We start from the raw sequence: 18,354 nt of genomic DNA, 5'->3' as shown, positions 1-18,354 counted from the left end.
TGTTACGACTTTACCACATAATATAATTAAATTTTTACATAATAAAAAAGTACCTACAACAGCTGTAGATACTTTTTAAAAATTCCTATTTTATGTTATTTTCTTTTCAAAATAATCTTAGGTTTAAACGCATCAAATTCTATTTCATCATAATCTCTAAATATCGCTATAATAAACCCTATTCCTAAACTTGATGCTAAGATAATAGCTGGTATTGAAGCACCTGTTGTAATTACAACTGGTGCTGCTGCTAAAGCACTAATTCCTAAAGATGTTCCTGCTGTAAATGGAGATGCCACAGCTCCTACTGCTAATATTCCTAATATAGTAGTCCCTAAAGTGGTAATTTTTTTTGAATCTTTTAGACTTTTTGCTAATTTACCAATTACTATTATTTCTTCAACATTATCTTATTGTGCTTTCTTCAATTGTTCCTTAGTTGTAACTGTTGCTGTATTTATTTTAATCTCCTCCTTAATATATAATAAATTTTATTTAATACTATTATTTTACATTTTGTAGAACTATTTAAATTCTTGTTTTAATTTTGATAAGAATCCTATTTTAAAACACAAAAAACAGCACTTAGGTATTTCAACCTTTGTGCTGCTTTAATTTTAAAATTATTTCATTAATTCATTTTTCTTTTTAGTTCTTCAACTGTAATCTTATATGTATGTACTTTTCTATGACAATTAACACATAATATTCTTAAATCTTCTAATTTTATAACATGATTTTCTTCTATCTCTGCTATTCGAGTTTTATTATGTAAAGATATAATGAATAAATATCTTTTTCCATTCTCATTTTAAAATAAATAACAAAAATACTCTAATAGCACATCTTCTCACTATAAATATTTTTTATTTTCTGTATTAACTCATCATTTATATCATCTTTATTTCTGCAATATACTATGTTTTCATCATTGTTTTTATAAGGTCCTACAGTAATATATCCCTTCCTTAATCTAATTGTTGCAATATTAGCTTTAGATTTTGGATTTCTTTCATACATCTGTCTAACTTTAAAAACTAAAACAGGTTCATTTCTATTCATTATTAAATAATCAATATCACTTAATTTTTTAATTAAATCTTGCAATAATTCTTGAACATTATAATCCAACCTTTTATAAACTTCACTTTGAATAAATTCTGTTATTTCCAAATTAGCACGCCTCCATATAATGCTTTTTATCTATAAAACTTATTTTCACTACATACCATCAAATCATATTTTACAAATATCTCATAATAACTAATTTAATAATTAGAAATATTAATGCCATCCATATTAATAAAATTGGTATTGCAAAATACCACCTTTTAGGTTTTCCACAACTCAACAAGTTTTCTGCTTCAATTCTACATTTATTAAATATTTCTTCTGGTATAAATTTTATTGTTATTGCAATAAGTATTGGAAGTAAAATTATATCATCCAACAAACCTATAAATGGAATGAAATCTGGTATAAAATCAATAGGTGATAACGCATATCCAATTGTAATTTCTGCAAAAATCTTTGCAATTACTGGTGTTTCCTTCTTCTTTAAAGCAATAAATACAGCAGGTATATCTAATTTTAATTTTTTTTGCTCTATCTTCTAAATCCATCTTTTAAATCTCCTATATCTTTCTTCAAAAGAATTTAGCATATTAAGTTTAATTAAGAAAAATTCGCATACTAACACGTTCATTATACGATTTATTTTAAGCTTTATTCAATAAATAATATAAAAAAAGCATAAAACAAAACACACGTTATTCTAAATTAAATTAAAATAACGTATGCTCTATTTTACGCCTTATAAAAGACTATAACTTATAATCTTAGGTTTAAACAACCTATATTAGAAAATTAAAAACTTTGTAAAGCCTTGATTTTCCTTAGATTATTTCATAGATTCTTCAACAGCAACTGCAACTGCAACAGTAGCACCTACCATTGGGTTGTTACCCATTCCGATAAGACCCATCATTTCAACGTGAGCTGGAACTGATGATGATCCTGCGAATTGTGCATCTGAATGCATTCTTCCCATTGTATCAGTCATACCATATGAAGCAGGACCTGCAGCCATGTTATCTGGATGAAGAGTTCTTCCAGTACCACCACCTGATGCTACTGAGAAATATTTCTTTCCAAGAGCGATACATTCCTTCTTATAAGTTCCTGCAACTGGATGCTGGAATCTTGTTGGGTTAGTTGAGTTTCCTGTTATAGATACATCAACGCCTTCGTGATGCATGATTGCAACACCTTCTCTAACGTCGTCAGCACCAAAACATCTAACCTTAGCTCTTGCTCCTTCTGAGTAAGCTTTTTCTTTAACTATTTTAAGTTCTCCTGTAAAATAGTCAAATTTAGTCTGAACATATGTGAATCCATTAATTCTTGAAATAATGAATGCAGCATCTTTTCCAAGACCGTTTAAGATAACTCTTAAAGGTTCTTTTCTTACTTTGTTAGCAGCTTCAGCTATTTTAATAGCTCCTTCAGCAGCAGCAAAGCTTTCGTGTCCTGCAAGGAATGCGAAACATTTAGTTTCTTCTCTTAAAAGCATAGCTCCTAAGTTTCCGTGTCCAAGACCAACTTTTCTGTCATCTGCAACAGATCCTGGAATACAAAAAGCTTGTAGTCCTTCTCCAATTGCTTCAGCAGCGTCTGCAGCCTTAGTGCATCCTTTTTTGATTGCTATTGCAGCACCTAAAGTATATGCCCATCCTGCATTTTCAAATGCGATTGGTTGAGTATCTTTAACTATTTTACATGGATCGAAGCCTTTTTCTGCACAGACAGCTTTAGCATCTTCAATTTTCTCCATTCCGTATTTCTTTAATACGGGAACAATCTGATCTATTCTTCTTTCATAACTTTCAAATAATGCCATGGTAATATTTTCCTCCTTACAAAAATTAATTATTTCTTTCTTGGATCTATAAATTCTTTAGCATCTTGGACTCTTCCGTATTGTCCTTTAGCTTTTTCAAGAGCTTCAGTAGCATCCATACCCTTGCCTATGTTTTCCATCATTTTTCCTAAGTTAACAAACTTATATCCAATGATTTCTTTTTCAGCATCTAGAGCTACATCAGTTACATAACCTTCAGCCATTTCTAAGTATCTAGGTCCTTTTGCAAGAGTTCCGTACATAGTACCAACTTGTGATCTTAAGCCTTTTCCTAAGTCTTCAAGACCAGCTCCTACTGGTAATCCTCCTTCAGAAAATGCAGTCTGAGTTCTTCCATATACTATTTGTAAGAATAATTCTCTCATAGCTGTATTTATAGCATCACAAACTAAGTCTGTGTTTAATGCTTCTAATATTGTTTTTCCTGGTAATATTTCTGAAGCCATAGCAGCTGAATGAGTCATTCCTGAACATCCAATTGTTTCAACTAATGCTTCCTGAATAACACCTTCCTTAACGTTTAATGTTAATTTGCATGCTCCCTGTTGTGGTGCACACCAGCCTATTCCGTGTGTTAAACCAGATACATCAGTAATTTCCTTTGATTGTACCCACTTTCCTTCTTCAGGAATTGGTGCTGGTCCGTGATTAGGACCTTTAGCAACTACACACATTTCTTCAACTTCTTTTGAATACATCATATAATTTTGCTCCTCCCTAATTAATAGATATAATACATATTTATCCTTTTACGGAATAATATGCGTGTGAGCCATTTTGCCACTGCTGACTTGTCCCACTCTCTTTATATTTTATCAAATGAATTGCTTTGTAACAACCTTTATTTAAAAATATTAAGAATTTTGTATATTTTTGTTGGAATTATCTCTATACTATTCTTCTTCAATTAAAATTACACCGTTTTTGTCAGCCTTAAATTTAACTTTTCCATTTTTAACTTTAGAAGTGTTTCCTGTATATGCATCAACTAGAGTTTCTCCATCTGAAAATACAGATGATACATCAACTTCTGTTTTACCTTCTGCTCCAAGTACACATACAACTTTATCTGTTTTTCCATCTTTATCATATACTCTACTGAATGTATATGGTGAATCACTTATTTTTTGATGTTCTCCTGCACCTACAGCTATATGAGCATTTCTGAATCTTCCAAGCTTTTGGAAATGCTTTAATACATCCTCATTTATTGAGTCCCAGTTCATATCTCCTCTTGTTCTCTGATCTTCATAGCTACATGTCTCATAAGCAACTTTTCTTCCTGTTTCATCGCCATAATAAATTTGAGCAGCTCCTGGTACTAAAAGAAGTGATGATCCTGCATTTATAAGATTATCTCTATCAAAAAGTATAGTATCGTGAGATGATATATAGCTTAATGCATTCATTGTAGAATCATTATTTATTTTTTTTGCATAACTTGAATAAACATTATCAAGACCTTCTATATTTCCAGCATAATTTTGAAATTCAAAATTTATAAGAGAATCAAATCCATTATCATAATAGCTTGTTCTTCCTACTTTCTGTCCATACACTTCGCCTGTCATCCAAAAATCATTATCATCAAGTTTTTTATCAGGATTATTTTCTTTCCATTCTTTAAGGGCTTTTGTACATTCTTCTTTTAAATCTTTCCATTTATCCTGCTCAACATGTTTTGCAGTATCACATCTAAATCCATCAATTCCATAATTTCTAACCCAATCTGAAATTTCTTTTATAATATAATTTGAAACAGTTCTTTCTTTTCCTGTTTTATCGAAGTATTCATTAAGCTCTGCAGTTTCTGAGTCAAGTCTGCCTTCCATATTCCACTTTGTTTTCCAAATTTGAGGAATATCAACTTTTTCTGTGCTTTCAGTTTTAAAATCAGGTAATCCTGAAAGACATTTTGTATGATCAGGATCATTTATTGATCCATCATATCCTGCAAATTTTTGAGAAGCTCTTACCCAATCGCTTCCAAACCATTTTTGCCATGCTGCCTCATCAGTTTTATCCATATAATTCTGATCTGAATCAGGTGTAATTTTATCAGCACTCTCAAAATAATAATCTTTCCAATTATCTTTAAGTTTTCCATACCCATACTCATCCATATCTTTTAAAGTTGCATATCCTGGATGATTTAAAATAACATCTAATACGACTCTTATTCCATGCTCATGTGCAGTATCTACAAATTCTTTAAAATCTTCTTTTGTTCCCATATTAGCATCGATATTTGTATAATCAAGTGTCCAATATCCATGGTATGAATAAAATTTAAACCCATCTGCTCCTACCCATCCATGTACCTGTTCAAATGGACATGATATCCATAAAGCGTTTACACCAAGGTCATTAAAATATCCTTCGTTAATCTTTTTTGTAAGACCTTTTAAATCTCCACCATGAAATGTTGAAGGTTCTTCTTTATAATTTGAGTATTCATTTCCATCTTGATCAAGTTCTCTTCCATAAGAATGATTATTTGATTCATCTCCATCTAAAAATCTATCTGTAAGTTCAAAGTAAACTGTAGCATTATCCCATGAAAAGTTTTCATTATTAGGATTTTTATTTACTGTATATTCTTTTTTTGCTCCACATCCGCAAAAACATACTACTATTAATAACAGTGAAACAAAAATACTTGTTATCTTCTTAATCATATTTACCCCCCCATTTTTCATTAAAAAATGTCTCATAACAATAAAATTATTATGAGACATATAAAAATCTAAATGATATTTTTAATCTATTAGCCCTTAACAGAACCTGCAACAAGTCCTGATGCAAAGAACTTCTGAGCTACAATTGAAATTATAACAACTGGTAATGATGCCATTATTGCAGCTGCTGAATATTGAGTCCATTTTGCTGAATAGTTATTAGTAATAAATGTTCTCATTCCTGTTGCAATAGTCTGAGTACTAGCATCTTTCATTAATGCAGATGTAAATATGAATTCACTATATGCACCAACGAATGCGAATATGAATATTACTATAAGCATATTCTTTATTAGTGGGAATATTATTTTCCATAATACATCCCAAGTATTAGCGCCATCAATACAAGCTGATTCACAAAGTTCATTAGGAATACCATCCATATATCCCTTCATAAGCCAGATATTATAAGCACTTCCTACTGCAAGTAAGATTATAAGTCCCCAAAGTTTATCCATTAAATTAAATCTATATGCAATTCCTAATATTGCAGGTAATGCCATTGTTGTTGGGAACATCTGTAATATTAATAAAAACATAAGACCAAATCTTCTACCTTTGAATTTTAATTTAGCAAAAGCAAAGGCTGCTGGTACTGTCATTATAAGCTGCACTACTGAAACACTTAAGCATACAAATAATGAGTTTCTAACCCAGATTAAGAAATTTGTATCTCTAACTACTTTTACGTAGTTTTCAAGAGTAAATGTTGTTGGAAATATTGAAGTCTGTGTAAATGAATTTCCTTTTGCCATTGATGCAGATACAACTGCCATTATTGGAATAAGAACAATTACGGCCATAACCCATAAAATAATTCTTGAAAGCCAGGCAACTCTTCTTTCTGCTGGAGTCATTCTTTTTTTGTATACAAGTTCTTCACTTTTTTTTGTGCTCATTATTAATCAACCTCCTCAAATTGTCCTGACATTCTCATCTGAATGTATGAAATAGTTGCTAAGATAACAAATATAATAATACTTATTGTAGAAGCTATTTCAAATCTTCCGAATTGTGTTGAAAGTTTATAGTTTACAGATGATAAAATATCTGTATAACCAGCAAACTGAGTACCTGGTCTTGCAGGACCTCCGCCTGTGATTAAGAACGCTGAACCGAAGTTATTAAAATTAAATGCAAATGATGAAATAAGTAAAGGATAAGCTGTTTGAGCTATTGATGGTAATGTAATTTTCTTAAACTTTGTAAATTTATTAGCTCCATCAACATCAGCTGCTTCATAGTAAACTTCTGGTATTGACTGAAGAGCTCCTAAGCAAATATTCATCATGTAAGGGAATCCTAGCCAAATATTAACTATGATTATCGCACTTCTTGCATATAATGCAGTAGTAAGCCATGGTATCGGTTTTGAAATAAAGTGTAATGCCATAAGTAAATTATTTATAGCACCATAACTTCCATTTAAAAGTCCTTGCCATGAAAGTATTGCAACTGTTGCAGGTAGTGCCCATGGAATGATTAATATTGCTTTGTAAAAGTTTCTTTCTCTTATATTTGGATTATTTAATAGTATAGCCATAAATAGTCCTAAGAAGAAACATCCAAGTGTTGAAAGTATTGCAAAGACAACTGTCCATATAAATACAGGGAAGAATACCTCACTAAAAGGTCCTTTGAATACTTCAATAAAATTTGCTATTCCGACAAAACTTATATTATCCTGTGAATACATAGTATAATCTGTAAAGGCAATATATACTGTATATATTATTGGCATTACAGTAAAAATAATTATAGATATAAGTGCTGGTGATAAATATCCTAATGCTCTTAATAAGTGATCTTTTTTAGGTTTATTAGAATTCTTTTTGCTCATTTATTTTCCTCCTTCTTTCTCGGTCAAGTAATAAGTTCTCATAATAAAATTAATAATTCGAACATCATTATGTAAACATTTAATCAGTCCAATTATTATATAAGAGGAGGTTATGCCTCCTCTTATATTTCTCTATATAATTAAATTTTGGAACTTATTTCTGTTGAGCAATTCCTTCTTTAATCTGAGCTACAATTTGATCTCCGCAAGCTTGAGCATCTAATTGTCCACTTACAAGAGCTTTGATTCCATCTTCACCTGGTCCCCACATAGCTTGTACTTCTGAAATATTAGGCATTGGTGTAGCAAGTTTAGCTTGTGCTAGGAACTGATCCATGTTTTCTCTATTCTTAAATGTATCACTTTCAACACCTGCTTTAGTTGCTGGAATTCTGTTTCCTTTTTCAACTAATGCATCTGTTGAATTTTCAGTTAAGTATTTAACTAATTTCCAAGCTAAATCTTTATTCTTAGATTTAGAACTTACAAATGCAGCCTGAACTCCCATGAATGTTGAAACGTTCTTTCCACCTAATGTTGGCATTGGAACAACTCCAAAGTTAACTCCTGCATCCTTAAATGTCTGTATATCCCAAGGTCCTGAAATATAGAATGCACTAGCTCCTGATTGGAAATCTCCTTTAGCGATATCATCTGTAATATCTGGTGCCATTAATTCATTTTTAACAACTAAATCTTGAATGAATTGATATCCTTTAACAGCTCCTTCATTTCCAAGTCCAATATCTGATGGATCTAATGTTCCGTTATTATCTTTAAATACATATCCACCCTGTGCTGATAAAAATCCAAATGATCTATAGAAATCAGCTACTGCATATCTAAATCCTACTGTCTTTCCTAATTCTACAACTTCTTCCATAGTCTTTGGAACTTCTTTAACCTTGTCCTTATTATAGAATAAAGCAATTGTTTCCTGAGCTATTGGAACTGCATATTGTTTTCCATCTAATGTAACTGCATCTACAACATTCTTTGAAGTGTATTCATCCTCATTAATAATTCCTTCTGGAACTTCTGCAAGTGTTCCTGCTTTTTGGAATGTTCCTAAGTTATCATTAGCAAGTCCAAACATTATGTCTGGTCCTTTAGAACTATTTGCAGCTTGTATAAAAGCCTGCATGTCAGATTTATCTGCTTGTAACTTAACAGCTACTCCGTTATCTTTTGACCACTTCTCTACTACTGGCTGAAGTGCTTCAACTTCTGCATCTGTAAGATGTGACCATACTGTTAATGTTTTATCTTCACCTTCAGATTTGCTTGAACCACAACCTGCTAATGTACCAGCAGCTAATGTTGCGGCCATAACTAATGCTAACATTTTTGTCTTCTTAATCATTTTTAATTCCCCCTAGTTAGTAAAATAAAGTTCAAATTTATATTTAACTTAATAAAAATTAAGTTATAATCAAGATTTGTAAAATGGAATCGATGCCGAAATAGATAAAATAATTTTGCTACCTTAATAATATGATAGCATATAAGCACTAAATTCTTCCATTTAATCTCTTATTTAATTGTTTACATTGGCTTAATAAAGTGCCTGCTTTTGTTAACCTTTACACATAGTATAATACTTTTCATTTAGTTTTTCAATACTATTTATAAAAATTTTTATATGATTTTACAACTTTTTTTTATTGATATAAATATATTTTTATGGTATTATATTTAATGTTATTTGCCGCTGTGATGGAACTGGCAGACGTGGCGGACTCAAAATCCGCTGGTAGTGATATCGTACCGGTTCGAATCCGGTCAGCGGCACCATTAGACCTAATTTTCGATAAGAGAAAGTTAGGTCTTTTTTATTGTATTTTGTGATATAAAGGAGTGGAATGATTCAAATGGAATCTATTGTTTTTCTGTTGTTAATTATTTCTGGCGTACTAATCTTTAATGAAATTTCAGCATTAAAGAAACGTGTCAAAAGTCAAGAAGAACGAATAAATCAATTAGCCAAACTTACCGGTTATGATAATCTCTCATCTTATTGGGTTTCCGATGAAGTAAAACAGCTTGCAACTCATCTGAAGCAAGCAGGAAAAGAAGTAAAAGCTGTTAAAACAATTCGTGAGCACACGCAAATGTCTTTAATTGAAGCTAAAAAATATGTAGATGCATTAGATTAAATTGGAACTAAGGACTTTTAGAAGATTATGAGCATAATCTTCTATCCTCGTATAAAAACAGGCTCGCATCTACAACTACCAGCTTAATCAAGCAAAAAAAGCTGTATTAAATTAATATCTTAATTTAATACAGCCTTTTTGATTTAATTAATTCAAAAAATATATACTTTAATATAATATATGTCCACCCTTTTATTCTATATAGTATAATTTAAGTAAAAGAAATGGGGTTAGCAAGATGAAAATAGGTTTTATGCAATTTGATGTTAAACATAATTCTAAAGAAAATATTAATGTTATTGATTCACTTATTAATAATAATACTGCTGATTTATGGGTACTACCTGAATTATGCACATCTGGTTATCTTTTTAAAGATAAAAATGAATTAAAACAATTTGCACAAGAAATAAATAATAGCAGTATAGTTAACGATATGAAAAAAATTTCTAAGAAACATAATTGTGCAATTATTTTTGGTATGCCAGAATTGGAAAATAATAAAATTTATAACACTGCTGTCATTGTTGACAATAATAAGTATATTGGTAAATACCGAAAAATTCATCTATCAGATTTAGAAAAAAAATTATTTTCACGTGGCAAAGAAAATAAAGTATTTGACGTTAGGGGAATTAAAATTGGAGTTCAGATATGTTTTGATTTATGGTTTCCTGAAATATCAAGAGAACAAATTTTACAAGGTGCAAATCTTTTATGTGCACTTTCAAATTTTGGAGGTAATACAAGCTTTGATATTGCTCGAATAAGAGCTATAGAAAATTTAACACCACTTGTATTATGTAATAGAGTCGGCAATGAAAATTTATCCAACATAGATGCATACTTTTTAGGTAAAAGTACAATTTTTGATAAATCCGGCACCAAATTAACTGATGCAATTAAAAATGAAGTTATTGTAAGTATTTCTGAAATAGAAACAAGTAATTTAAAATCTAATATTATTTGCAGTAATTTTGAAAAAGAAATAAACTTCCATCATCTTTTAAATAAAAAAGACGTTATAAGATAATTACATTCAAAATCTTATAACGCCTTCTTTAATTTATAGCTTAATTCTTTTTAATCTAGTTTATACATTTTAGCTTCGTATGGTCTTAATTTTATATTATTAATATTATTTTCTTTAATATCATAATTTGAAATTAATAATTCTTTCCTATTATATTGTATATTGTGATCAAGAGAAAATTCATTTTCATTTTCTCTGAAATTACAAACAACAAGTATTTTTTCATCATTTAGAACCCTTAAGTATGCAAAAATATTTTCATCATCTTTTGCAAGTTCTATATATTTTCCATATACTATAACATCGTTTTTCTTTCTTATAGATATTAATTTCTTATAATAATTAAATACTGAATTATGATCTTTTATCTCTTCTTCTGCATTTATTTCCTTATAATTTCTATTTACTTTTATCCAAGGAGTGCCTTTTGAAAATCCTGCATTTTCATTTTTATTCCACTGCATTGGAGTTCTTGCATTATCTCTACCCTTTTTATAGATAGATTCCATTATTTCAGATTTTTTATATCCTTTTTTAAGTCTTTCATCATACATATTTAATGTTTCTATATCTTTATAGTCTTTTATATCATCAAATTTAACATTAGTCATGCCAAGTTCTTCGCCTTGATATATATATGGTGTTCCTTTCATTCCATGTAAAATGGTTGCAAGCATTTTTGCACTTTCTTTACGATACTTTTTATCATTTCCCCATCGTGATACAATTCTAGGCAAATCATGATTATTCCAGAAAAGTGAGTTCCATCCTCTTCCGTCAAGTTCAGTCTGCCATTTTGATAGAACTCTTTTTAAATCAAGTAAATTTAATGGTTTTACATCCCATTTTTCTTTTCCTTCCTGCTGATCTAAACATATATGTTCAAATTGAAAAATCATGCTCAATTCGCTGCCATCAGGATTTGAATACTTCTCAGCCTCATTAATTCCTGCACACCATGCTTCTCCTACTGTAAGAAGGTTCTTATTTCCAAATGTCTTTTTATTCATTTCCTTTATATATTCGTGAAGTTTTGGACCATTTTCTTTTATTTTTTTATCAGGTACTTTTCCTATAAGTTCTATAACATCCATTATAGAATAGCATTTTATATGATGTTAAAAAATTTAAATATCTTCAAAATAAATAAAGAGCAAGCATTATTTGCATGACTAAATTTTAGTCAAAGTATTTAATGCTTGCCTTTTTTAGTATATTATTATTTTATATTATTCTTAGAAAGGAAAAAAGCAGAGCAACACCACCGACCAAAGTTTTGTTGCTCTGCTAACCATAAATTCTATGATAACTAATATTTATGATACAAAAATTATATCTAATTTAGATTCAAAAATCAAGTCATTAACGCAAAAATCCTATGATAAATTTATTAAAGACATAGATTTTCACAAACTTACTTGTTCCTGCGGAAGGTCCGGGCAGCCAATGTCGTCAACTTAAGAGAAAATGATAATTTAATAAAAAAAACACTTGACAATAGTGGAAAATTTTGCAGCCTCGCTATAGAGAAATAAATTTATAGCGAGGTTTTACATTATGAAAAATACTAGATTATTATCTTTAATTTTAAAAGAAACAAACGATTTAATTACTTCAAGTGAGTACAAAGAAGCATACAGCTTAGGTAACTCATTCTCAAGGAATAGAAAACTATCCTTTTCAAATACGGTTCATTTTATTTGCTCCGCATTGCGAAAATCCATCTCTTCTGAAATTGATAATTTTATTGAAGATCATAAATGTTTAAAATTTCCGTCAATAACAAAACAAGCATTTTCTAAGGCAAGACAAAATATATCACCAGAAGCCTTTAATGAATTATGCAGACTTTTTGTTGATAAATTTTATAGTATAAATAAAAATTTAAACACTTGGAATGGTTTTAATATTCTAGCTGTAGATGGAACTAGTCTACAAGTGCCAGATACAAAAGAATGTGGTGAATATTTTGGATTAAGCAGTAATCAAAATAAGACAAGAACTGCTATTGCGACGGCGTCAGCCTTATATGATGTATTAAATGACATTATTGTAGATTCTAGAATTACTAAATATAAGACAAGTGAAAGACATATTGCAAAACAACATATAGAGTCAATAGGAGATAAATTCTGTCCTCGAAAAAGCATTGTTATTTTTGATAGAGGCTATCCTTCATATGATATGTTTGATTATTTAAATTCCAAGGAATTACTATTTTTAATGCGAGTATCAACATCTTTTAAACTTGCACAATCAATAGATTCCCCTGACTTTATTTTAAAATATAAAGTTAAAGGTGAAATAAAAAAAATAAGAGTAGTAAAAGTTAAGCTGTCAGATGAGGTGACAGAAACTTTAGTGACTAACATCTATGATGATACTATTACGCCTTTAAAATTCAAAGAACTCTATTTCTTAAGATGGGGCGTTGAATCTAAATATAAAGAATTAAAATGCAGTCTTAAAATCGAAGAATTTTCAGGTACTAAGCCAATTGCCATAAAGCAAGATTTTTACGTTTCTATTTATTTATCGATGATTGCAGCTCTTATAAAAAAAGATGCCGATGCTGCGATATCAAATGATAATAAGGATAAAGATTTAAATTCAATATATCAATCAAATAGGAATTTTATTTTGGGACAGGTATTCAAACGAATTATAGCTTTATTAGTTAAATCTAGATTAAGAAATAAGCTGTTAGAATTAATACTTGAAAAAGCTATAAAAATACGCTCACAAATACGTTGCAACCGATCTTGTGAGCGCAAAAACAAACATCCAAGAAAAAAGCACCATCATAATATTAAATCCTGTTTTTAATATTAAATATAAATAAATACATATTTAAAATTCACTTTATCCAGTGGATTTATTTAGTGTACCATTTTTTAAGATAAATTAAAATAGACATCAAAAATGATTTCTTTCAATTTATTTTTGCATAGCTTAATCTACTAAGTTGACGACATTGTCCGGGCAGCTTGTAAAGCATGGTTATTACAAGAGAACTGTTAAAAACAGTGATGGCAAGATATCTATAACAATTCTTAGAGCAAAGTGTACATGTTGCAATAAAACTCATGCTATATTTCCAGAGTGTATTGTACCTTATTCTCAAATTCTTTTATGTGATCATATTTCAATTATTAATGCTTATAATTCCAAAGCTTCTTTTGAACCCATTATGATAGCTAATGAATTTATCGATGAAAGCAATATTTTTTATATAATAAAACAATATCTAGAGCATTGGAAGGAACGTATTACTTCATTTAAAATTTCATTAGATTTAAGTATTTCAAAGCAATGTTTAAAAAACTTTAAAAGACAATTTATGCAAATTAAATGCATCAATAATATTTTATTTTCGTAAAACCACATAACTTAGTTTTACTGTTAATTTATGTAGATATAAGCTTATATTGTAATAAAACAAAGGAGGCTTTTTCAAAATATGGACGAAAAAACTAGAAAAGAAATAGCACTTTTCAGGTACGGAATCTTGGCTCCTCTGATAAGTGGTACTTATGATGAAAATAAAAGTGTTAAACAATTTTTCCGAGATGCCGCAGGCAAAGTATATCAGACTCCAGATGGTGAAGATACTAAGGTAGCTGCTGCTACTCTTGAACGTTGGTATTACAATTACAAGAATAAGGGCTTTGAGGCACTCATACCTGTAAAACGATGCGACACTGGAAGAACACGTAAATTAGATTCTGATATTACAGAACAGATTAAATATTTAAAACAAGAATATCCAAGAATCCCAGCAACACTTATCTATCAAAAGCTTATTAACAATGGAACTATTGTTAAAGGAGATATTTCACTTTCAACAATTAATAGGTATGTTAATGTTCTTAAGCTTGAGAATAAATATTCTAAAAATAAAGATATGAAAAGATATGAGCGTGCTCATATAAATGAAGTATGGTGTGGTGACAGCAGCGTTGGACCTTATTTGAAGGTAGATGGTAAAAAGAAACGCGTTTACATAATAGCACTTATTGATGATGCTTCAAGATACATAACAGGAATAGATGTATTTTTTAATGATAATTTTGTAAATCTTATGTCTGTTTTAAAATCTGCTGTTACACGATTCGGGAAACCTAAAATCTTAAACTTTGATAATGGTGCTTCATATAAGAACAAGCAAATGGAACTTTTAGCAGCTAGAATAGGTACAACTATTAGTTATTGTGCACCCTATACCCCACAATCAAAAGCTAAAATTGAAAGGTGGTTTCGTACATTAAAAGATCAATGGATGTCCCAGCTTAATATGAATGATTTTAATAATTTAGATGAACTTAGGATAAGCCTTATTTCATATGTTAATAGCTATAATCAGCATATACATTCTTCTCTAGATGGACTATCTCCACAGGACAGGTTTTTCAAGGAATCTCACATGATTAAAAGGCTTACAGATGAACAAATTGAAACTTCCTTTTTACTTGAATATGAAAGAAGAGTATCAGCCGATAACGTAGTTATGATAGATGAAACAGAATATGAAGTTGATTATAGATACTCAAAACAAAGAATAACCCTAAGATATTCACCTGATTTAAGCAAAATTTATGTAGTTGATAAAAACACTTCTGAACTTACAGAAATAAAGCTTTTAAATAAGCATGATAATTCTGTTATAAAAAGGGAAAAAATAAAACTTACTGGAGGTCAAGAATAATGGATTATATAAGTAGATATGGAATGGATTTTAATCCGTTTATAAAAAATTCTAAGGAAATAGTAGTAGAAACTTCTGACTATAAAGAAGTTATTTGTAGACTTAATTATTTACTTAATAATAAAGGTTTCGGAATCCTGACCGGAGGTCCAGGGCGAGGTAAAACTACAATAATAAGAAACTGGTCTAATAGCCTTAATTCATCACTTTATAAAGTTATTTATAGTTCCCTTTCTACACTTACTGTTGCAGAATTTTATAAAAATATGGCTGCCCAGCTTGGACTAGAGCCAATGTGCAGAAAAATTGATAATTTCAAAATTATCCAAAATGAAATAACTAGATATTCAGTTGAAAAACGTATAACTCCTGTAATAATTATTGATGAAGCTAATTATGTAAGTAATGGAATACTTAATGATTTAAAAATGCTTTTTAATTTTGACATGGATTCAAGAGATCGTGCAATAGTACTTCTTGTGGGGCTTCCTCAGTTAAATAATACCATGAGGCTAGTTGCTAATGAGCCTTTAAGACAACGTATAACAATGAATTATAATTTAGATAATCTCACAAAATCAGAAACTAAAGACTATATATTAGCAAAGCTTACTGGTGCTAAATGTAATACTGATATTTTTGATGATACCGCTCTTGAAGCAATTGCTAACGCTTCGAACGGAGTTCCTAGAATTGTTAATAAAATCTGTGATTCTAGCCTTATGATAGGCAATACAAAAAATATGAATACAATTGATAGTGACATAATAATGCTTGCTGTTAATGAAACTGAACTTGGATAAAAGTAAAATCTGCAAATATCAATAAGGTATTTGTGGATTTTTTTGTAATATTCAGAATATTTATCATCATAAACCGTAACGAAGTAGCCTCATTTTCATTGAAGATTTTGAAGAATATATTCATTTTTAGCATCAAATAAAGTTATGATATTAGCATCAAATAATTTGACGTTCAATACTACTGTATAATAACCATGATTATCCTTTATACATTTTAAATTCATAAAATATCCATTCCTTTATTTAACTTATATTAAAATTATATCATAAATTTTAATTTTTTGTTTTCTTATCCAAGTACTATTAAATAAGGCTATCAGTTATGTAATTTTTTTAATTACATTTCTAAATTTTATCTTCAAAACTTGTTTTTCAATCACTACATTTTCTCCCCAAAACACAAAAAGCCCTTGAAATCAAGGACTTTCCATTGTACCACAATTCTAGTGATTATTTGGTGGAGGTGAAGCATGACCTTTGAAATCCACCAATTATTATTTTCACTATTTGTATTTTCTTATTTATTAATATTCAATACCAATAAATCTATCTTTCTTATTATGCTAACAATTTACCTTCTAAATAAGAATACTTCAAATATTCTGGACTGCTGTAATATACTGAAGAATTAAAATCTGAAATTTCATCACTAATAAATGATTCAAATACTGAATATAACACATCTATTACATTACTTTCTTCTGAAAGAACATCAATTATTAATCTCTGATATTCTTTACCTATAGATTGAAAACTTGGAACATCATATTTACACAAACCTACTGAATCAAAATCTCCTTCTTTAATATTAAACTCTTCTATTATCTCATCTGATACTTCTTCAAATGATAAACAATGGTTAACTTCTGCAATTTCTAACTGTCTAGTAAGTTCCTTCTTTCCTAGTATTTTTACTATAGTTGATCTTCTATTTTTAGTTTTTCTACCAATATACTCTATAAGTGAGCAAACATAAAATAAATCATTTTTTTGAGTTTCATTCATTTATAATTTCACTCCTCTCAAACTTAAGACAATCTAACGCCTTCAATGTATGAAAACTAATTTGATGAGTAGGATATTTAAATTTTGCTAACTCCCAAAAAATACTTCTAGTAATTTCACCAGCTAAAAAATCATTTACATAATTCCAAACAGTATCATCCGCCATAGGACCTTCTACTATATCATAATCATGAATTAATCCTTTTCTGCAAGCTGCAATAAACTCTAACCATTCATCTGTCATATTTTCAAATTTTAATATATTTAAATTTTTGTTTTCAGTATAAGTATAATAGTTAACTATAGCATGCTTTCTATTTCTTTTAGCCCATTTTTTAGCTTGTTCAAAATTATTTGTACAATAAAATCCCCATGAAAAATCTTTAGTATATCTGCTTTTTCTTATTTCAGGGAATTCCACGACTTCTCCTGATGCATGATACAACATAAACTACTCACCTAACTTTCTCTAATCTCTTACTATATATTATATCATCTTAAAAACTTCTATTCTATGAATTTAACCATTTCATTTTAATAAAAGTATATTTTTTGCAATAAAAAAACCACGAAAATCCAAATTCCAGATTTTCGTGGGTTTTCATGGTGGAGGTGACGGGTGTCGAACCCGTGTCCGAAAGCAGCTGCTTCTGTCTTTCTTCGAGCGAAGTTTACGTTTTAAGATTCCCTCGATATAGCGCCCGTAAACTGGCTATATATTTCGGTAGCTTCATGAATACCCCTCCGGTTCAAAGCTTTACCGGAATTCGTTTCCCACTTAATGACACCAGGTATCCAGACCGTGGGAAGTCCGGGCTGATGTAGCAGCGCTAAACTAGGCTGCTAATGCAAAATTATTATCTTCTGCGTTTACATTTAAGTGCATACTTGATTAACGAGGTTACATGCTTACCTCGGCTCGCTTAACAAAAACATTCCACCCCCGTCGAAGCCAAAACACCCCCAGGTTAAAATATTTTTTAAACGCATATATTTAATTTTCTTAGCAACTTATATTCTATAGTATTAGTTTGTTTATGTCAACTTTTGACCTATTAAGTTTTCATGGAAAATATAGAAATAGCATCTGCTTTTTATCTATATTTTTCCACAATTTAAATATTTTTCTTATAGCTTTCTGTGCATAAATTATA

Annotated in this window: 19 protein-coding genes, 1 tRNA gene, 1 other RNA gene and 1 pseudogene; 8 read left to right on the top strand and 14 right to left on the bottom strand. The window is 29.7% G+C overall.

Annotation, left to right across the window (positions count from 1 at the left end):
- Nucleotides 1-95: 95 nt before the first annotated feature.
- The 9 genes from MTX53_RS04045 to MTX53_RS04005 all read right to left on the bottom strand — a co-directional run bounded on the left by MTX53_RS04045 (nt 96) and on the right by MTX53_RS04005 (nt 8,861).
- Nucleotides 96-299, bottom strand: coding sequence for a hypothetical protein (locus MTX53_RS04045; protein WP_244834935.1), 204 nt, complete (start codon nt 297-299; stop codon nt 96-98).
- Nucleotides 300-834: 535 nt separating this feature from the next.
- Nucleotides 835-1,173 (bottom strand): hypothetical protein, encoded by a 339-nt coding sequence (locus tag MTX53_RS04040; protein ID WP_244834934.1) that lies wholly within the window; start codon nt 1,171-1,173, stop codon nt 835-837.
- Between the two features lie 70 nt (nt 1,174-1,243).
- The gene (locus tag MTX53_RS04035; protein WP_244835453.1) at nt 1,244-1,609 is read right to left on the bottom strand and encodes a DUF1232 domain-containing protein; all 366 of its coding nucleotides are present in this window, start codon (nt 1,607-1,609) and stop codon (nt 1,244-1,246) included.
- A 291-nt stretch (nt 1,610-1,900) separates the two neighbouring features.
- Nucleotides 1,901-2,899, bottom strand: coding sequence for a GGGtGRT protein (locus MTX53_RS04030; protein WP_244834933.1), 999 nt, complete (start codon nt 2,897-2,899; stop codon nt 1,901-1,903).
- A 29-nt stretch (nt 2,900-2,928) separates the two neighbouring features.
- The gene (locus MTX53_RS04025; protein ID WP_244834932.1) at nt 2,929-3,621 is read right to left on the bottom strand and encodes a hypothetical protein; all 693 of its coding nucleotides are present in this window, start codon (nt 3,619-3,621) and stop codon (nt 2,929-2,931) included.
- Between the two features lie 192 nt (nt 3,622-3,813).
- Entirely contained in the window at nt 3,814-5,598 is a 1,785-nt protein-coding gene (locus MTX53_RS04020; RefSeq protein ID WP_244834931.1) for an alpha-amylase family glycosyl hydrolase, read from the bottom strand.
- An 89-nt stretch (nt 5,599-5,687) separates the two neighbouring features.
- The gene (locus MTX53_RS04015; protein WP_244834930.1) at nt 5,688-6,557 is read right to left on the bottom strand and encodes an ABC transporter permease subunit; all 870 of its coding nucleotides are present in this window, start codon (nt 6,555-6,557) and stop codon (nt 5,688-5,690) included.
- 2 nt (nt 6,558-6,559) lie between these two features.
- A complete protein-coding gene (locus MTX53_RS04010; protein WP_244834929.1) occupies nt 6,560-7,498 on the bottom strand; it encodes a sugar ABC transporter permease in 939 nt (312 codons plus the stop codon).
- A gap of 154 nt (nt 7,499-7,652) precedes the next feature.
- Complete coding sequence (locus tag MTX53_RS04005; protein ID WP_244834928.1) at nt 7,653-8,861, bottom strand: maltose ABC transporter substrate-binding protein; 1,209 nt, start codon at nt 8,859-8,861, stop codon at nt 7,653-7,655.
- A 344-nt stretch (nt 8,862-9,205) separates the two neighbouring features.
- On the opposite strand from MTX53_RS04005, the gene MTX53_RS04000 reads away from it, so the two are divergent.
- From MTX53_RS04000 to MTX53_RS03990, 3 genes are all read left to right on the top strand, one after another.
- A tRNA-Leu gene (locus MTX53_RS04000) sits at nt 9,206-9,292 on the top strand.
- A 77-nt stretch (nt 9,293-9,369) separates the two neighbouring features.
- Nucleotides 9,370-9,654 carry a hypothetical protein gene (locus MTX53_RS03995; protein ID WP_244834927.1) on the top strand — a complete coding sequence of 95 codons (285 nt, stop codon included), beginning with the start codon at nt 9,370-9,372 and terminating at the stop codon, nt 9,652-9,654.
- A 238-nt stretch (nt 9,655-9,892) separates the two neighbouring features.
- Nucleotides 9,893-10,687 (top strand): carbon-nitrogen hydrolase family protein, encoded by a 795-nt coding sequence (locus MTX53_RS03990; RefSeq protein WP_244834926.1) that lies wholly within the window; start codon nt 9,893-9,895, stop codon nt 10,685-10,687.
- A gap of 50 nt (nt 10,688-10,737) precedes the next feature.
- On the opposite strand, the pseudogene MTX53_RS03985 reads toward MTX53_RS03990, so the two are convergent.
- A pseudogene (locus tag MTX53_RS03985) lies at nt 10,738-11,781 on the bottom strand (alpha-amylase family glycosyl hydrolase); the annotation flags it as partial.
- A 208-nt stretch (nt 11,782-11,989) separates the two neighbouring features.
- Here MTX53_RS03985 and MTX53_RS03980 point away from each other — a divergent pair.
- From MTX53_RS03980 to MTX53_RS03960, 5 genes are all read left to right on the top strand, one after another.
- Entirely contained in the window at nt 11,990-12,148 is a 159-nt protein-coding gene (locus MTX53_RS03980) for a hypothetical protein (protein ID WP_244834925.1), read from the top strand.
- Nucleotides 12,149-12,244: 96 nt separating this feature from the next.
- Nucleotides 12,245-13,513 carry an IS4 family transposase gene (locus MTX53_RS03975; protein ID WP_244833863.1) on the top strand — a complete coding sequence of 423 codons (1,269 nt, stop codon included), beginning with the start codon at nt 12,245-12,247 and terminating at the stop codon, nt 13,511-13,513.
- Between the two features lie 148 nt (nt 13,514-13,661).
- Nucleotides 13,662-14,066 (top strand): DUF6431 domain-containing protein, encoded by a 405-nt coding sequence (locus MTX53_RS03970; RefSeq protein ID WP_244834074.1) that lies wholly within the window; start codon nt 13,662-13,664, stop codon nt 14,064-14,066.
- Nucleotides 14,067-14,147: 81 nt separating this feature from the next.
- A complete protein-coding gene (locus tag MTX53_RS03965) occupies nt 14,148-15,392 on the top strand; it encodes a DDE-type integrase/transposase/recombinase (RefSeq protein WP_244833926.1) in 1,245 nt (414 codons plus the stop codon).
- On the top strand, nt 15,392-16,195 hold the full coding sequence (locus MTX53_RS03960; RefSeq protein ID WP_244833337.1) for an AAA family ATPase: 804 nt from the start codon (nt 15,392-15,394) through the stop codon (nt 16,193-16,195). Before MTX53_RS03965 ends, MTX53_RS03960 begins: the two co-directional genes overlap by 1 nt.
- Nucleotides 16,196-16,290: 95 nt before the next feature.
- Here the strand turns inward: MTX53_RS03960 and MTX53_RS13055 are convergent, their stop codons facing one another.
- From MTX53_RS13055 to ssrA, 4 genes are all read right to left on the bottom strand, one after another.
- A complete protein-coding gene (locus tag MTX53_RS13055) occupies nt 16,291-16,419 on the bottom strand; it encodes a hypothetical protein (protein WP_280527254.1) in 129 nt (42 codons plus the stop codon).
- 334 nt (nt 16,420-16,753) lie between these two features.
- Entirely contained in the window at nt 16,754-17,200 is a 447-nt protein-coding gene (locus tag MTX53_RS03955) for a hypothetical protein (protein WP_244834924.1), read from the bottom strand.
- The gene (locus tag MTX53_RS03950) at nt 17,193-17,648 is read right to left on the bottom strand and encodes a DUF3990 domain-containing protein (protein ID WP_244834923.1); all 456 of its coding nucleotides are present in this window, start codon (nt 17,646-17,648) and stop codon (nt 17,193-17,195) included. Before MTX53_RS03950 ends, MTX53_RS03955 begins: the two co-directional genes overlap by 8 nt.
- Nucleotides 17,649-17,804: 156 nt before the next feature.
- Nucleotides 17,805-18,165: a transfer-messenger RNA gene (gene ssrA, locus MTX53_RS03945) on the bottom strand.
- Nucleotides 18,166-18,354: the final 189 nt, after the last annotated feature.

The sequence above is a fragment of the Clostridium sp. BJN0001 genome (genome assembly GCF_022869825.1).
In the GTDB taxonomy this organism is placed as follows: domain Bacteria; phylum Bacillota; class Clostridia; order Clostridiales; family Clostridiaceae; genus Clostridium.
This window is presented reverse-complemented; position numbering and strand designations above follow the sequence as displayed.

Coding starts and splice junctions, on each gene's coding strand:
- MTX53_RS04030 (WP_244834933.1), bottom strand. CDS start 2,899: ATGGCATTATTTGAAAGTTATGAAAGAAGAATAGATCAGATTGTTCCC.
- MTX53_RS04025 (WP_244834932.1), bottom strand. CDS start 3,621: ATGATGTATTCAAAAGAAGTTGAAGAAATGTGTGTAGTTGCTAAAGGT.
- MTX53_RS04020 (WP_244834931.1), bottom strand. CDS start 5,598: ATGATTAAGAAGATAACAAGTATTTTTGTTTCACTGTTATTAATAGTA.
- MTX53_RS04015 (WP_244834930.1), bottom strand. CDS start 6,557: ATGAGCACAAAAAAAAGTGAAGAACTTGTATACAAAAAAAGAATGACT.
- MTX53_RS04010 (WP_244834929.1), bottom strand. CDS start 7,498: ATGAGCAAAAAGAATTCTAATAAACCTAAAAAAGATCACTTATTAAGA.
- MTX53_RS04005 (WP_244834928.1), bottom strand. CDS start 8,861: ATGATTAAGAAGACAAAAATGTTAGCATTAGTTATGGCCGCAACATTA.
- MTX53_RS03995 (WP_244834927.1), top strand. CDS start 9,370: ATGGAATCTATTGTTTTTCTGTTGTTAATTATTTCTGGCGTACTAATC.
- MTX53_RS03990 (WP_244834926.1), top strand. CDS start 9,893: ATGAAAATAGGTTTTATGCAATTTGATGTTAAACATAATTCTAAAGAA.
- MTX53_RS03980 (WP_244834925.1), top strand. CDS start 11,990: ATGATAACTAATATTTATGATACAAAAATTATATCTAATTTAGATTCA.
- MTX53_RS03975 (WP_244833863.1), top strand. CDS start 12,245: ATGAAAAATACTAGATTATTATCTTTAATTTTAAAAGAAACAAACGAT.
- MTX53_RS03965 (WP_244833926.1), top strand. CDS start 14,148: ATGGACGAAAAAACTAGAAAAGAAATAGCACTTTTCAGGTACGGAATC.
- MTX53_RS03960 (WP_244833337.1), top strand. CDS start 15,392: ATGGATTATATAAGTAGATATGGAATGGATTTTAATCCGTTTATAAAA.
- MTX53_RS13055 (WP_280527254.1), bottom strand. CDS start 16,419: ATGAATTTAAAATGTATAAAGGATAATCATGGTTATTATACAGTAGTA.
- MTX53_RS03955 (WP_244834924.1), bottom strand. CDS start 17,200: ATGAATGAAACTCAAAAAAATGATTTATTTTATGTTTGCTCACTTATA.
- MTX53_RS03950 (WP_244834923.1), bottom strand. CDS start 17,648: ATGTTGTATCATGCATCAGGAGAAGTCGTGGAATTCCCTGAAATAAGA.